Raw genomic sequence first — 14137 nt, forward strand, 5'->3', positions numbered from 1 at the left:
GCGCTCAATTAAATTGTATGCAATTTAATTGAACAAAAGGCGATTCCGAAGAATCGCCAACCGGTCAGCGCGGCACCAGGTCCAGGCACACCGAGTTGATGCAGTAACGCAGGCCGGTGGGCGGCGGGCCATCCGGGAACACGTGGCCCAGGTGCGCGTCGCACTTGGCGCAGACCACTTCGGTACGGATCATGCCGTGGCTCATGTCACGGATCTCTACCATGGCGCTGTCGGCAATGGGCTCGTAGAAACTCGGCCAGCCACACCCGGAATCAAACTTGGCCTTGGAATCGAACAGCGGCTCATTGCAGCAGATGCAGTGATAGACCCCATCGGTCTTGGTGCCGTTGTACTTGCCCGAGAAGGGCCGTTCGGTGCCCTTGAGCCGGCAGACGTTGTACTGCTCCGGGTCGAGCATCGACCGCCATTCTTCCAGGGTTTTTTCCAGCTTTTCCATGGTCCTTCCTCTGCAACGGAAAAAGCCCGATCTGTGTCTTTTCCACGGATCGGGCGGCACGTATGATTGCGCCTCGTCAGACGCCAGTCTGGCAGCCGCGTTACACCCATTCAAACGGATTTTGCCGCAGCCGGTGCGGGTTACAGGCCGGTGTGACACGGCAGGATTCCCAGTACGGTAGTTCATCCTCCGCCTGGATCGTTCATTTTCGGGAACACATCGCCATGCAGGTCAGCAAATCGAACAAGCTCGCCAACGTCTGTTATGACATACGCGGCCCAGTGCTCAAGCACGCCAAACGTCTGGAAGAGGAAGGCCACCGCATCCTCAAGCTGAATATCGGCAACCCGGCGCCCTTTGGTTTCGAAGCGCCGGACGAAATCCTCCAGGACGTGATCCGCAACCTGCCCACTGCCCAGGGCTACAGCGACTCCAAGGGCCTGTTCAGTGCCCGCAAGGCGGTGATGCAGTACTACCAGCAGAAGCAGGTGGAAGGCATCGGTATCGAAGACATCTACCTGGGCAACGGTGTTTCCGAGCTGATCGTGATGGCCATGCAGGCCCTGCTCAACAACGGCGACGAAGTGCTGGTGCCGGCCCCCGACTACCCGCTGTGGACCGCCGCGGTGAGCCTGGCCGGCGGCAACCCGGTGCACTACCTGTGCGACGAGCAGGCCAACTGGTGGCCGGACCTGGCCGACATCAAGGCCAAGATCACCCCGAACACCAAGGCCCTGGTGATCATCAACCCGAACAACCCCACCGGCGCCGTCTACCCCAGGGAAGTGCTGCTGGGCATGCTGGAGCTGGCCCGCCAGCACAACCTGGTGGTGTTCTCGGACGAGATCTACGACAAGATCCTCTACGATGACGCCGTGCACATCTGCACCGCCTCGCTGGCCCCGGACCTGCTGTGCCTGACCTTCAACGGCCTGTCCAAGTCCTATCGGGTAGCCGGTTTCCGTTCCGGTTGGGTGGCCATTTCCGGTCCCAAGCAGCACGCCCAGAGCTACATCGAAGGCATCGACATGCTGGCCAACATGCGCCTGTGCGCCAACGTGCCCAGCCAGCACGCCATCCAGACCGCACTGGGCGGCTACCAGAGCATCAACGATCTGGTGCTGCCCCCGGGCCGCCTGCTGGAACAGCGCAACCGCACCTGGGAACTGCTCAACGACATTCCCGGGGTCAGTTGCGTCAAGCCCATGGGCGCGCTGTATGCCTTCCCGCGGATCGACCCGAAGATCTGCCCGATCCACAACGACGAGAAGTTCGTCCTCGACCTGCTGCTCTCGGAAAAGCTCCTGGTGGTGCAAGGCACGGCCTTCAACTGGCCATGGCCGGATCACTTCCGCGTCGTGACCCTGCCGCGGGTGGATGACCTGGAGCAGGCCATTGGTCGGATCGGCAGCTTCCTCAAGTCCTACCGCCAGTAACGGAAAAATCGCAGTGCGATCCTTCTCTGGTCGCACTGCGATTAATTCAGCAACACATCTTCACTGCCCTGCTCCACTCCCCTTCTATAAGCTTGCACTTTCCGTCCTGCCCACTGTCACACCTCTGCACCGCAGCCGGGTGGCGGCCGCCCTGGCGTTGGCTCATGGCATTGAACTACAAGCGTCTAGACCCGGCCTGTGCGACACAGTTTGAAATAGAAGCCGTATTGAATAGGCGGTTGCCGCACCTTATATACCCCGCAGTACGCTACATCTTTAGCTTGAGGAGATTTCTACAACCATGATGCGAATCCTGCTGTTTTTGGCCACTAACCTTGCGGTCGTGCTGATTGCCAGCATCACCCTGAGCCTTTTCGGCTTCAACGGGTTCATGGCGGCCAATGGGGTTGATCTGAACCTCAATCAGCTGCTGATTTTCTGTGCGGTCTTCGGTTTTGCCGGTTCGCTGTTCTCGCTGTTCATCTCCAAGTGGATGGCGAAGATGAGCACCAGCACGCAGATCATCACCCAACCGCGCACCCGCCATGAGCAATGGTTGCTGCAGACCGTCGAGCAACTGTCCCGCGAAGCGGGCATCAAGATGCCCGAAGTGGGTATTTTCCCAGCCTATGAGGCCAACGCCTTTGCCACCGGCTGGAACAAGAATGATGCGCTGGTAGCCGTCAGCCAGGGCCTTCTGGAACGTTTTTCGCCCGATGAAGTGAAAGCCGTGCTGGCCCACGAGATCGGCCACGTCGCCAACGGTGACATGGTGACCCTGGCACTGATCCAGGGTGTGGTGAACACTTTCGTGATGTTCTTCGCACGGATCATCGGCAACTTCGTCGACAAGGTGATCTTCAAGAACGAAGAAGGCCAGGGCATCGCCTACTACGTGGCGACCATCTTCGCCGAACTGGTTCTGGGTATCCTGGCCAGCGCCATCGTCATGTGGTTCTCGCGCAAACGCGAATACCGCGCCGACGAAGCCGGCGCCCGTCTGGCCGGCACCAACGCGATGATCGGCGCGCTGCAGCGCCTGCGTTCGGAACAGGGCCTGCCGGTGCACATGCCCGACACCCTGAATGCCTTCGGCATCAACGGTGGCATCAAGCAGGGCCTGGCTCGCATGTTCATGAGCCACCCTCCGCTGGAAGAGCGTATCGAAGCCCTGCGTCGTCGCGGCTGATCCACTGCAAGGCAATACCCAAAAGGGCGACGCAAGTCGCCCTTTTGCTTGGCCGCCAAAAACCTATCTCGCGCGCCCCTGCTTGCTCAGGCGATAAACCCTCTCCACCAGCCGGGTCACGCCACCCTGGAGAAACTTCCAGCTCTCGCCAAGAATGTCGCGCTCCGTTTCTACCTGCAGTTGCCAGACGCCCCCCAGACGTTGCCGGACCTCATCGTCGAGCACCGCAAATGGCGGGCCGTCCAACTGCTCCTGGGCGTAATCCATGGTGATCAGCAGCCCCTTGCTGCCATTCGGCAACAGGCCATTGAGGTGAGCGGCATAGCGCTGTCGCATGGGCGAGGGCAAGGCAATCATGGCTGCACGGTCATACAGAGCCGTGCAATCAGCGGTGTCCTCGGCGGTCAGGGCAAAGAAATCACCGCACCAGAGCTCAATGGGCCCGTGGGCGTAGACCTTGAACACCCCGTGCTGGCTGATCTGCGGCTGCAACTGGTGCTCACGAAAGAAATCCTCCACCGCCTTTTCCGCCAGTTCGATGCCCAGCACCTCGAACCCTTGGTCAGCAAGCCAGATCAGGTCCAGGCTCTTGCCGCACAAGGGCACCAGCACGCGGCTTTGCGCCGCCAGGCCCAAGGCCGGCCAGTACTGCTGCAGGTAAGGGTTGACCTCGGCCAGGTGAAAGCCGATCTGATCGCGCTCCCAGCGCTTTTGCCAAAAGTCCGCTTGCATGAGAAGTCCTTAAAATTCGATCAAAAAGCGTTAAAACTTATATTAGATTTAGATCATTGATCTGATTGAAGATGGCGCATCTTAACCTTCAGGAGCCTCTTCATGCTTCCCAGCCTGTTCATCTCCCACGGCTCTCCCATGCTGGCGCTGGAACCCGGCGCCAGCGGCCCGGCCCTGGCTCGCCTGGCAGCCGAGCTGCCACGGCCCAGGGCGATCCTGGTGGTCTCGGCCCACTGGGAAAGCTCCGATCTGCGGGTCAGTTGCAACCCGCACCCGGAAACCTGGCACGACTTTGGCGGCTTCCCCGCCGCGCTGTTTGCCGTGCAATACCCGGCCCCGGGCGATCCGGAACTGGCAGCCCAGGTAGTGGAGCTGCTCCAAGCCGAAGGTCTGCCCGCCCAACTGGACAGCCAGCGCCCCTTCGACCACGGCACCTGGGTACCGCTGTCGCTGATGTACCCGCAGGCGGACATCCCGGTGGTCCAGCTGTCGCTGCCCAGCCGCCTGGGCCCGGCCCTGCAGACCCGTATCGGCCATGCCCTCGCGGGCCTGCGGGAACAGGGCGTGTTGCTGATCGGCTCCGGCAGCATCACCCACAACCTGCGGGACCTGGACTGGCACGCTGGCCCGGAAAGCGTCGAACCCTGGGCCAAGGCCTTTCGCGACTGGATGATCGACAAGCTGGCGGCCGATGACCAGGCGGCCCTGCATGACTACCGCCAGCAGGCACCGAATGCCGTGCGCAGCCACCCCAGTGATGAACACCTGCTGCCGCTGTATTTCGCCCGGGGCGCCGGTGGCGAATTCAGCGTGGCCCACCAGGGCTTCACCCTGGGCGCCCTGGGCATGGACATCTACCGATTTGGCTGATGGCCGCCAGCTCCAAGGCAAATGACAGGCAAAAAAAATCCCCGAACCAGTCGGGGATTTTTTATGCCTGATCAATCAGCCCAGGGGCCGATCAATCTTCGCGATAGCGACGCAGCTTCAGCTGCTTGCCGGCAACGCGAGTGTCCTTGAGCTTGGTCAGCAGACGGTCCAGACCGTCCTCCGGCAGCTCGACCAGGCTGAAGCTGTCACGCACCTGGATGCGGCCGATAGCTTCACGGGCCAGGCCGCCTTCATTGAGGATCGCGCCCAGAAGGTTCTTGGCAGCGATGCCGTCACGGGCACCCAGCGCGGTACGGCAGCGTGCACGACCTTCGCCCAGAGGCATTGGCGCGCGACGCTCACGGTCACCACGATCAGGACGGTCACCGGAACGCTCAGGACGATCGCCACGTGGAGCGCTGTTGGGCACCAGTGGACGCTCTTTCTCGATCGCGGCCAGGTTCAGCGCTTGACCGTTGGTAGCCTTGCGCAGCAGGGCTGCGGCCAGGGCACGCGGGCTGCAACCGATGTCGGCGGTCAGGCGATCAAGCAGATCACCGTGGGTCGCTTCAGCATCAGCCACCAGCGGCGACAGGCTGTTGGTCAACTTCTTGATGCGGGCATCGAGAACGGCTTGGGCGTCCGGCAGGCGAACTTCGGCAACCTTCTGACCGGTTACACGCTCGATCACTTGCAGCATGCGGCGCTCACGTGGAGTCACCAGCAGCAGCGCGCGGCCTTCGCGACCGGCACGGCCGGTACGGCCGATACGGTGCACGTAGGATTCCGGGTCGTACGGCATGTCCACGTTGAATACGTGGGTGATGCGCGGTACGTCCAGACCACGGGCGGCTACGTCGGTCGCCACAACGATGTCCAGGCGGCCATCCTTGAGGGAGTCGATCACGCGCTCACGCTGGTTCTGGGCGATGTCGCCGTTCAGCGCAGCGGCTTTGTAGCCTTTGGCTTCCAGGGCACTGGCCAGGTCCAGGGTCGCTTGCTTGGTGCGCACGAACATGATCAGGGCGTCGAAATCTTCAACTTCCAGCAGGCTCAGAACGGCAGAGGTCTTCTGGTCGGCGTGAACCAGCAGGTGAGCCTGCTCGATCGCGGTGACGGTCTGGGTCTTGCTCTGGATCTTGACGTGTTTCGGGTCCTTCAGGTGACGCTCGGCGATGGCTCGGATCGACTGCGGCAGGGTGGCCGAGAACAGTACGGTCTGGCGGGTCTCCGGCATGGCCTTGAAGATCACTTCCAGGTCATCCATGAAGCCCAGCTTGAGCATCTCGTCGGCTTCGTCGAGAACCAGGTGGTTCACGGTGGCCAGGACTTTTTCGTCGCGACGCAGGTGGTCGCACAGACGGCCCGGAGTGGCGACAACGATCTGTGCGCCATTACGGATTGCTTTCAGTTGTGGGCCCATCGGCGCACCGCCGTAGACGGCCACAACAGTCACGCCCGGCATTTGCTTGGCGTAGGTTTCGAAAGCGGTTGCTACTTGCAGCGCCAACTCACGGGTTGGGGCCAGGATCAGAGCTTGCGGCTCGCGCTTGGACGGATCAATGCGGTGCAGGATAGGCAGGGCAAAGGCAGCGGTCTTACCGGTACCGGTTTGCGCCTGACCAATCATATCGTGACCGGCAAGGATGATCGGGATCGACTGCTGCTGAATAGCCGAAGGCTCTTCATAGCCGGTAGCGACTACTGCAGCGACAATATTGGGATGAAGTTCAAGAGCGGCGAAGCCGCCGATTTCCTGGGTCATGGGTCTGCCTCTAAGTGCATCCGCAAAGACCCATGCTCCAAAGCTGCGCATGCCGTGTAAGACTCAAGAGTCACCCTGGCAGCTTTGTCGGCGGGGATTTGCGAAAACGATTGGATGAATGGATCGTCAAGGATAGTCCGCGCAGCGGACAAGCAGCCGAAGCTGACTTCGGGGAATTGCATTACCTAAACGTGGCCCGGCTAAAGGCCGGCGCGCACTATACCGGAATTACTCAAAAAAGGGAGTTTTTTTTATCGGAAAAATCCGCTGAACACCCGATTGTCATGGGCTTTGCGCAGACTTCGGCGGCGCGCTATTTTGCTCAGGCCCGGCGCTGTTGGTCATCGCGCTTAAACGGTTCACCTTTGTGCACGAAACCGCCCGCGCCAACCTCCCCTCTTTCTTCCCAGGACAGCGCTCATGAATCAGCCCAGTGCCAGCCGTGTCAGCCGTGAACTACGTGGTCACCTGTTCCTTATCGGCCTGGACCGGGTGGCCAAGCGCAATGCCTTCGACCTCGAGCTGCTCAACCAGTTGAGCCTGGCCTACGGCGAGTTCGAAGCCAGCAGCGAGGCGCGAGTGGCGGTGGTGTTCGGCCACGGCGAGCACTTCACCGCAGGCCTGGACCTGGCCAATGTCGGCGCCGCCCTGGCCCAGGGCTGGCAAGCACCAGCCGGTGGCTGCGACCCCTGGGGCGTGTTCAGCGGCCCACAGGTGAACAAGCCGGTGATCGTCGCCGTACAAGGCTACTGCCTGACCATCGGCATCGAGCTGATGCTGGCCTCCGACATCAATCTCTGCGCCAGCAATACCCGCTTCGCGCAAATGGAGGTGCAACGCGGAATCTTCCCTTTCGGCGGCGCGACCCTGCGCCTGCATCAACTGGCCGGCTGGGGCAATGCCATGCGCTGGTTGCTGACCGGGGACGAATTCGATGCCCATGAAGCCCTGCGCCTGGGCCTGGTGCAGGAGGTCATGGCCAGCGAAGACCTGCTGCCCCGGGCCATCGAACTGGCCGAACGGATTGCCCGCCAGGCACCGCTGGGGGTGCAGGCGACCCTGATGTCGGCACGCCAGGCCAGGCTCGAAGGGGAAACGGCGGCCGCCCAGGGGCTGGCGCCGCTGGTGCACAAACTGATGAACAGTGAGGACGCCAAAGAGGGCGTGCGGGCGATGATCGAAAAACGGCCCGGGGTGTTCAAGGGCTGCTGAACAGGGGCCGGCAGATCGGCTTCGCCGGCCAGCCGGCGCCAGCAAGGGCTTATGTGGCCGGGCGGATCGCCTTGATCAAGGGTTGCAGGGAGTAGCCCAAGCGTGGGGCCAGGGCTTGGGCGCGGGCATTCAGGCCTGGCAGGTCCAGCTCCTGGTCGAGGTCGGACGGCACGATCAGAATCACGTTGCCCTCCTTCACCGGCAACTCCCAGTAATGGCGGTGATAGAGCCCGCGCAACAGGGCGGCGCCCAAGGGCTTGCCATCATCGGTGGCCCACTGGTTGATCACCAGCCAGCCGCCGGGGTTGAGGCGCTTCTGGCAGTTCTCCAGAAACCCCCAGGCCAGATGCCCGACGCCGGGGCCGACGTCGGTGTACAGGTCGACGAAGATCAGGTCGGCGGATTCAGCACTGTCCAGCAGCTCCAGGGCATCGCCGACTCTTATATATAGACGCGGATCGTCGTCCAGCCCCAGGTACTCGATAGCCAGGCGCGGCACGTCCGGTCGCAGTTCGATGGCTTCCACATCTTCCAGGGGCAGGAACTTCAGGCAAGCCTGGGTCAGGGTGCCGGCGCCCAGCCCGAGAAACAACGCGCTCTCCGGCGCCTCATGGCACAGGGCACCGATCAGCATGGCCCGGGTGTAGTCGTACTCCAGCCAACTGGGGTCCGCCGTGAACACACAGCTTTGCTCGATGGCATCGCCAAATTCGAGAAAACGATAGTCCGCCACTTCCAGGACCCGGATCATGCCGAATTCGTCATGCACTTCGGCGAGCAGGCGCTCGACGCGCTCCTCAGTCATTTCATCTCCTAGCCGCGCGGGCACAGAACCTTGCCGGCGCGATAAACCAACCGCTCGGCAGCGAGCGGGAAAGGCGCGATTGTCGGCCAAGCGAGAGGAGCAGGTCACGCACTAATTTGCTGCTAACATGCCCCTCCCACCGTTAAAGCACTCGAGTCCGCGATGAGCCAACCCTGGAGCCCCGACAGCTGGCGCGCCCTGCCGATCCAGCAACAACCCCACTACCCCGATGCCGCGCACCTGCTGCAGGTCGAGCAAAGCCTGGCCAGTTATCCACCGCTGGTGTTTGCCGGTGAAGCCCGGGAGTTGCGTCGCCAGTTTGCCGAAGTCACCCAGGGCCGGGCATTCCTGTTGCAGGGTGGCGATTGTGCCGAGAGCTTCGCCGAATTCTCCGCGGCGAAGATTCGCGACACCTTCAAGGTGCTGCTGCAGATGGCCATCGTCATGACCTTTGCCGCCGGCTGCCCGGTGGTCAAGGTCGGGCGCATGGCCGGCCAGTTCGCCAAGCCGCGCTCGGCCAACGACGAAACCATCAATGGCGTGACCTTGCCGGCCTATCGCGGCGACATCGTCAATGGCATCGGTTTCGATGAAAAAAGCCGGGTGCCGGACCCCGACCGCCTGCTGCAGTCCTACCACCAGGCCACCGCCACCCTCAACCTGCTGCGAGCCTTCGCCCAGGGCGGTTTCGCCGACCTGCACCAGGTGCACAAGTGGAACCTGGATTTCATCGCCAACTCGGCCCTGGCCGAGAAGTACAGCCAACTGGCAGACCGCATCGACGAAACCCTGGCCTTCATGCGTGCCTGCGGCCTGGACAGCGCGCCGCAACTGCGCGAAACCAGCTTCTTCACCGCCCACGAAGCGTTGCTGCTCAACTATGAAGAAGCCTTCGTGCGCCGCGACAGCCTGACCAACGACTACTACGACTGCTCGGCGCACATGCTGTGGATCGGCGATCGCACCCGACAACTGGACGGCGCCCACGTGGAGTTCCTGCGCGGGGTGAACAACCCGATCGGGGTCAAGGTCGGCCCGAGCATGAACACCGACGAACTGATCCGCCTGATCGATATCCTCAACCCGGAAAACGATCCCGGCCGCCTCAACCTGATCGTGCGCATGGGCGCCAACAAGGTCGGCGATCACCTGCCACAGCTGATTCGCGCGGTGGAAAGCGAAGGCAAGCAGGTGCTGTGGAGCTCGGACCCGATGCACGGCAACACCATCAAGGCCAGCAGCGGCTACAAGACCCGGGATTTCGCGCAGATCCTCACCGAGGTCAAGCAGTTCTTCCAGGTCCACCAGGCCGAAGGCAGCTATGCCGGTGGCATCCATATCGAGATGACCGGGCAGAACGTCACCGAATGCATCGGCGGTGCCCGGCCGATTACCGAGGATGGTTTGTCGGACCGTTACCACACCCATTGCGACCCGCGGATGAATGCCGACCAGTCTCTGGAACTGGCCTTCCTGATTGCCGAGACCTTGAAGCAGGTCAAGCGCTAAGAGCGCTTTCGCCGGCTAGCCCGCTCCTGCAAGGGCTGTGTAGGAGCGGGCTGGCCCGCGAAGCTCTTCACCCCAGCACCTCACGCAGGCGTCGCGCGCCATCACGCTGGCAATTGAGCTGAATCTGTTCCAACCCCAGCCAGTCGGCCATCTTTCGCAATTGCAGGGCCAATGCCCGGACACCCTCGTCGTCCAGACCGAATGGCTCCTCATGCACCGCGTGCACCGCCAGACGCCCCTGGGCCCGCTCCGCCCGCAGGTCGACCCGGGCGGCAATCCGCTCGTTGTGCAGGAACGGCAGCACGTAATAGCCATAGACCCGCTTGTGCTCAGGCGTGTAGATCTCCAGGCGGTAGCGGAAATCGAACAGCCGCTCGGTACGGCTACGCTCCCAGATCAGGGAATCGAAAGGTGACAACAGCGCGCTGGCTTCGACCTTGCGCGGCACCCGCGCCTCGGGCAGGCAATAGGCACTTTGCTTCCAGCCCTGGACCTCACAGCCCAGCAGTTCGCCGGACTCGCACAACTCGGCAAGCCGCGCGCGACTATCGCCGGGATCGAGGCGAAAGTAGTCCCGCAGGTCCTTTTCCGTGGCTACCCCCAGTGCCCCGGCCGCCTGCAGCAGCAACCGGCGCTGGGCCTGGGCTTCCTCCAACGGCATCTGCTGGAGGATCGCCGCCGGGATCACCCGTTCCGGCAAGTCATACAGACGCTCGAAACCGCGGCGGCCGGACACCGTCACCTCACCGGCAGCGAACAGCCATTCCAGGGCATGCTTTTCATCGCTCCAGTCCCACCAGGGGCCGGCCCGTTCTTCGCGGGTAGAGAGGCTGCCGGCCCCCAGCGCGCCCTGCTGCTCCACGGCTGCCAGCACCCGGCGCAGAGTGGCCTGGCGTTCCTGGCCGAAACGCGCCAGTTGCGAGTAGATACCCTGCCCCTGGCGTGCGCGCTGCATGCGCCAGCGCATCAAGGGGTACATGGACATCGGCAGCAGCGAGGCCTCATGCCCCCAGTACTCGAACAAGGTGCGCTGGCGCCCCTGGCTCCAGGCGGCCTGATCGAGCAGCTGCTGTGGATAACTGCCAAGACGGGAAAACAGCGGCAAGTAATGGGCGCGCACCAGGGCGTTGACCGAATCGATCTGCAACAGGCCCAGGCGCTCGATCTGCTGATTGAGTCGGGAGGCCTTGATCGATGCCGGCGGCTGGCGCCCGCCGAAGCCTTGGGCAGCCAGCGCCAGCCGGCGGGCCTGCTTGAGCGAGAAAGAAGGTAGTGCGGGCATGAGCGTCTCCTGGTCTGCCCGCACGCTAGCGCACCCTGGACCGGCTTGTGTAGTGGCCACCGGGTTATTTGTGCATCGGGTCGTCCCAGAACGGGCGGACCGCTTCATGCTCCACATCCGCCCGGCTCAACCCCAGGTCATGCAGGGCCGAATCGCTCAGGCCGGCAAGCATCCGGCGCTCCTGCGCCAACTCGTGCCAGCGGACCACCTGGTGCCATAGTGCACGTAACGACAACGCCTGAATTGGCAGTTTGTGAACCAGCAGATAACCCTTTTGCGCTTTCATGATCCTGTCCTCCAGTGGGGATGAGCACAGTCTCTTCCCCGAACAAGGATCAATCCAACGAATGTTTATTATGCAATACATCTCAGGGTTTGATGCTTTGGTTCCCCGCCGGTGTTTCCAGGGACCGCTTTCAGATCCGGTAATCCCCCGGCCAGCCGCCCAGTGGGTCGCGACCGAAACCATCGAGGCTGGCCGCCGCCGACTCTTCACAGGCCAGCAGGCTGTAGCCGCCAAGATCATCGGGCAACGGCAGAGCCGAAGGGGGAGTCAGGACAATGGACGGGTGCAGTTGCCCGAGCAACTCTTGCACCGTGCTGCTGACCGCGGGCCGGGCGCCGTTGATGGCCAGCACCGCCGCCTGCGGGGTCAGGGCTTCGGCAAGGACGGTGTAGCCATGGTTGCTGCAACTGACCGGCAACCGGTGTTCCTGGCGCTGTTCCTCGATGACGCGGGCCGGCTGCTCCTCCACCGACAGGACCACCCCGCAACAGCCGGTTGCAGCAATGATCCGCGCGTCCGGGTAGTGGTTTCGCAGGCTGGTGTAGGTGGACTGCTTGCCGGTGAGCACGATCAGGCCATCGCGCCCATGAAACTGCCGCACCAGCTCTGCCGAGGATTCCTCACTGACCCGCAGCCAATCCTTTACGCCAAGCACGGCCGCCAACTCGCCAATCACTGCACTGGCCTCCTGATAACGGTCGTGACGCACCGACACCGTGGTGGGTATGCCCATCAAGGCAAAGGGCGCGGCGCGGCGGATTGCATGCAGACAAAAGCCGTAATAGGGCAGCAGGCACAGGACTTCCTGGCCATAGCCCTGGCCCGCCCCCTGGTCATCCAGGCTCTCCCTGGCGCGAATCAGCCCCCAGCGAAACAGCGACAGGAGCTCGCCATGCAACACATCGCGCCACTTTTCCAGAGCCATCCTGGGTTCCGGCAAGCGCCTGGCCAGGGCCTCGAAGTCATCACGCTCGAATAACAATTCCTGCAACTGCGCCAGGGGCTCCAGGTTCTGGAAATAGGGCTGGTTCATGTTGCGCTCCAGGCCTGGCGCTGCAGCACCGCGTCCTTGCCGGTGCAATAGTGCTGGCGGATGCCATCCAGAAAGCTCCAGGCCAGTGACGGCAGCATGGCCGCACGCGCCACCGAGTCACCGCCCACGTCGCCCCGCGCCAGCAGGTACTCGATGTTGAGCGACGGCCGCTGATCGTGGCCCAGCTCGTCATCCAGTTCGTCATGGGCTGCCATGGCCCCCAGCAACGCTGCACAGCGCGGGTTGTTGGCGGACACCTGCGAGTAGAAACGCAGGTGACGATCATCGCCACGGCATTCGCTCAGGCTTTTTTGCAGGTAGGTCGAACCGATCAGGTAGCCCTTCCAGTCATGCCGTGCCAGGTCGCTGAGATAACCGACAAAGGCAGTGGTGGTCGGCAAGGGTCGCATCGCTTCCGGGCGCCGGACTCCCAGTTCGCGCAGCCTGGGCTTGAGGATGTCGCAGTGGGTCAGCTCATCCTGCAGGTGCTGCAACAGGTTCTCGCGGATCCGCGCATCCGCACAGGCGGCAATGGCCGGGCTGACATGTCGGGTCGCCGAGGCCAGGTAATGATAGTTCTCCAGCATGTAGCCGATGATCAGCTCATCCGCGCAGCCCTCGGTCATCTGTTGCCACAGGCCGTGGCCGTCCACCGATACCAGCCAGTCGGTGGTCATCTGTTCGATGGCCGCCACACTCTCGGCGCTGGAGCTCTGCCCATTGAGCAACTGCTCATGCACCTGGGTGATCAGTGCGCCAAAAGGCGCCGGGCTCATGACCAGTTGCGTCATTCGCGGCCCCAGGGCATAGCAGGACGCAACGACGGTATCGGCAGGGTTGTCATCGCCGGAACGCTCACCGTTGACCAGGCTCATCACACTGGACGGCCAGACCGGCAGGCCCTGGAAAATTTCCACGTCCAGGGGCGAATCAGCGGCGTGCAACAGTTGGTCCAGCCCCTCCTCGGCCACCAGTTGGGCCGCGGTGACAATGGAGCTGGCACATCCCTGCTCCAGCGCAGTCAGCCAGCGGTAGATCATTTCGCTGAGGCTGCAGACTGCATTGAGCACCGTGGCCACCACCGGCGCGGGATAGCAGTCCTGGGTGCGCACGGCCTTCTTCCAGTTATCCGAATGCCCATACTGGATGTCGGTGGAAAAATGCCCCAGCACCTTGTCTGTCGCCTTGCGGCTCAACAGGTTGTGGCCCACCAGCAACTCATGCCAACCCAGCACCGCCTCCTGCTCCACCGAGGAGTGCTCCATGAAACCGGAGCAGGCCGCCGACACCAGCTCGCCCATGGCCGCGATCTGCCGGGACAGGTGAATCCACTCCAGGGTTGCGGGCAAAGGCCGGGCCAGCCTGACCATGTCGCCGGAACAGCCGATCAGCTCCAGGGCCTCATTGAAGAACTGCGCATGATCCCACTCCTCCAGCGCATGCCTGGACAGCATCAGGGAGATCGGCGACAACCCTATGCCCGGGCTGACCGAGGGGCACATCCTCGAGGCCGCGGCAGCCAGGTAGTGCCGGGTTTCCAGGATATAAGCGTAGAGCGCAG

Annotated in this window: 12 protein-coding genes and 1 pseudogene; 5 read left to right on the plus strand and 8 right to left on the minus strand. The window is 62.7% G+C overall.

Translation table 11 applies throughout. The features are described from left to right. Positions 1-64: 64 nt before the first annotated feature. Positions 65-457 (minus strand): peptide-methionine (R)-S-oxide reductase MsrB, encoded by a 393-nt coding sequence (gene msrB / locus A9971_RS20310; protein ID WP_011062520.1) that lies wholly within the window; start codon positions 455-457, stop codon positions 65-67. A 224-nt stretch (positions 458-681) separates the two neighbouring features. On the opposite strand from msrB, the gene A9971_RS20315 reads away from it, so the two are divergent. Together A9971_RS20315 and htpX are read left to right on the plus strand one after the other, a co-directional pair. Further along, on the plus strand, positions 682-1893 hold the full coding sequence (locus tag A9971_RS20315) for a pyridoxal phosphate-dependent aminotransferase (RefSeq protein WP_011062521.1): 1212 nt from the start codon (positions 682-684) through the stop codon (positions 1891-1893). A 301-nt stretch (positions 1894-2194) separates the two neighbouring features. After that, positions 2195-3082, plus strand: coding sequence for a protease HtpX (gene htpX, locus A9971_RS20320; RefSeq protein WP_015636531.1), 888 nt, complete (start codon positions 2195-2197; stop codon positions 3080-3082). Positions 3083-3145: 63 nt separating this feature from the next. Here htpX and A9971_RS20325 read toward each other — a convergent pair whose 3' ends face one another. Beyond that, entirely contained in the window at positions 3146-3814 is a 669-nt protein-coding gene (locus A9971_RS20325) for a thiopurine S-methyltransferase (protein ID WP_041119384.1), read from the minus strand. A 102-nt stretch (positions 3815-3916) separates the two neighbouring features. Here A9971_RS20325 and A9971_RS20330 point away from each other — a divergent pair, with 102 nt between their 5' ends. Then, positions 3917-4684 (plus strand): class III extradiol ring-cleavage dioxygenase, encoded by a 768-nt coding sequence (locus A9971_RS20330; RefSeq protein ID WP_053159698.1) that lies wholly within the window; start codon positions 3917-3919, stop codon positions 4682-4684. Between the two features lie 91 nt (positions 4685-4775). Here A9971_RS20330 and A9971_RS20335 read toward each other — a convergent pair. Then, positions 4776-6483: pseudogene (locus tag A9971_RS20335) on the minus strand (DEAD/DEAH box helicase). Between the two features lie 386 nt (positions 6484-6869). On the opposite strand from A9971_RS20335, the gene A9971_RS20340 reads away from it, so the two are divergent. Continuing rightward, positions 6870-7661, plus strand: a complete 792-nt coding sequence (locus tag A9971_RS20340) for a crotonase/enoyl-CoA hydratase family protein (RefSeq protein ID WP_019092873.1) — start codon at positions 6870-6872, stop codon at positions 7659-7661. 49 nt (positions 7662-7710) lie between these two features. On the opposite strand, the gene A9971_RS20345 is transcribed toward A9971_RS20340, so the two are convergent. Beyond that, entirely contained in the window at positions 7711-8466 is a 756-nt protein-coding gene (locus A9971_RS20345) for a spermidine synthase (protein ID WP_011062527.1), read from the minus strand. 162 nt (positions 8467-8628) lie between these two features. Between A9971_RS20345 and A9971_RS20350 the strand changes: the two genes are divergently transcribed. Next, positions 8629-9975, plus strand: a complete 1347-nt coding sequence (locus tag A9971_RS20350) for a class II 3-deoxy-7-phosphoheptulonate synthase (protein WP_011062528.1) — start codon at positions 8629-8631, stop codon at positions 9973-9975. A 67-nt stretch (positions 9976-10042) separates the two neighbouring features. On the opposite strand, the gene A9971_RS20355 is transcribed toward A9971_RS20350, so the two are convergent. From A9971_RS20355 to A9971_RS20370, 4 genes are all read right to left on the minus strand, one after another. Next, positions 10043-11257: a winged helix-turn-helix domain-containing protein gene (locus A9971_RS20355; protein WP_093407882.1), complete on the minus strand. Its 1215-nt coding sequence runs from the start codon at positions 11255-11257 to the stop codon at positions 10043-10045. A 64-nt stretch (positions 11258-11321) separates the two neighbouring features. Next, positions 11322-11543 carry a DUF1127 domain-containing protein gene (locus A9971_RS20360; RefSeq protein ID WP_015636535.1) on the minus strand — a complete coding sequence of 74 codons (222 nt, stop codon included), beginning with the start codon at positions 11541-11543 and terminating at the stop codon, positions 11322-11324. 130 nt (positions 11544-11673) lie between these two features. Next, positions 11674-12576, minus strand: coding sequence for a hypothetical protein (locus A9971_RS20365; RefSeq protein ID WP_053153090.1), 903 nt, complete (start codon positions 12574-12576; stop codon positions 11674-11676). Further along, complete coding sequence (locus A9971_RS20370) at positions 12573-14030, minus strand: hypothetical protein (RefSeq protein WP_172682018.1); 1458 nt, start codon at positions 14028-14030, stop codon at positions 12573-12575. The genes A9971_RS20365 and A9971_RS20370 overlap by 4 nt, the downstream gene beginning before the upstream one ends. Between the last annotated feature and the right edge of the window lie 107 nt (positions 14031-14137).

Origin of the sequence: Pseudomonas sp. UME65 (genome assembly GCF_014170225.1) — a bacterium.
Lineage (GTDB): Bacteria > Pseudomonadota > Gammaproteobacteria > Pseudomonadales > Pseudomonadaceae > Aquipseudomonas > Aquipseudomonas protegens.

What these genes read in the sequence shown, in the direction of transcription:
- A9971_RS20355 (WP_093407882.1), bottom strand. Translation starts at nt 11,257, where the DNA reads ATGCCCGCACTACCTTCTTTCTCGCTCAAGCAGGCCCGCCGGCTGGCG.
- htpX (WP_015636531.1), top strand. Translation starts at nt 2,195, where the DNA reads ATGATGCGAATCCTGCTGTTTTTGGCCACTAACCTTGCGGTCGTGCTG.
- A9971_RS20330 (WP_053159698.1), top strand. Translation starts at nt 3,917, where the DNA reads ATGCTTCCCAGCCTGTTCATCTCCCACGGCTCTCCCATGCTGGCGCTG.
- A9971_RS20370 (WP_172682018.1), bottom strand. Translation starts at nt 14,030, where the DNA reads ATGCTGTCCAGGCATGCGCTGGAGGAGTGGGATCATGCGCAGTTCTTC.
- A9971_RS20365 (WP_053153090.1), bottom strand. Translation starts at nt 12,576, where the DNA reads ATGAACCAGCCCTATTTCCAGAACCTGGAGCCCCTGGCGCAGTTGCAG.
- A9971_RS20340 (WP_019092873.1), top strand. Translation starts at nt 6,870, where the DNA reads ATGAATCAGCCCAGTGCCAGCCGTGTCAGCCGTGAACTACGTGGTCAC.
- A9971_RS20350 (WP_011062528.1), top strand. Translation starts at nt 8,629, where the DNA reads ATGAGCCAACCCTGGAGCCCCGACAGCTGGCGCGCCCTGCCGATCCAG.
- A9971_RS20325 (WP_041119384.1), bottom strand. Translation starts at nt 3,814, where the DNA reads ATGCAAGCGGACTTTTGGCAAAAGCGCTGGGAGCGCGATCAGATCGGC.
- A9971_RS20345 (WP_011062527.1), bottom strand. Translation starts at nt 8,466, where the DNA reads ATGACTGAGGAGCGCGTCGAGCGCCTGCTCGCCGAAGTGCATGACGAA.
- A9971_RS20360 (WP_015636535.1), bottom strand. Translation starts at nt 11,543, where the DNA reads ATGAAAGCGCAAAAGGGTTATCTGCTGGTTCACAAACTGCCAATTCAG.
- msrB (WP_011062520.1), bottom strand. Translation starts at nt 457, where the DNA reads ATGGAAAAGCTGGAAAAAACCCTGGAAGAATGGCGGTCGATGCTCGAC.
- A9971_RS20315 (WP_011062521.1), top strand. Translation starts at nt 682, where the DNA reads ATGCAGGTCAGCAAATCGAACAAGCTCGCCAACGTCTGTTATGACATA.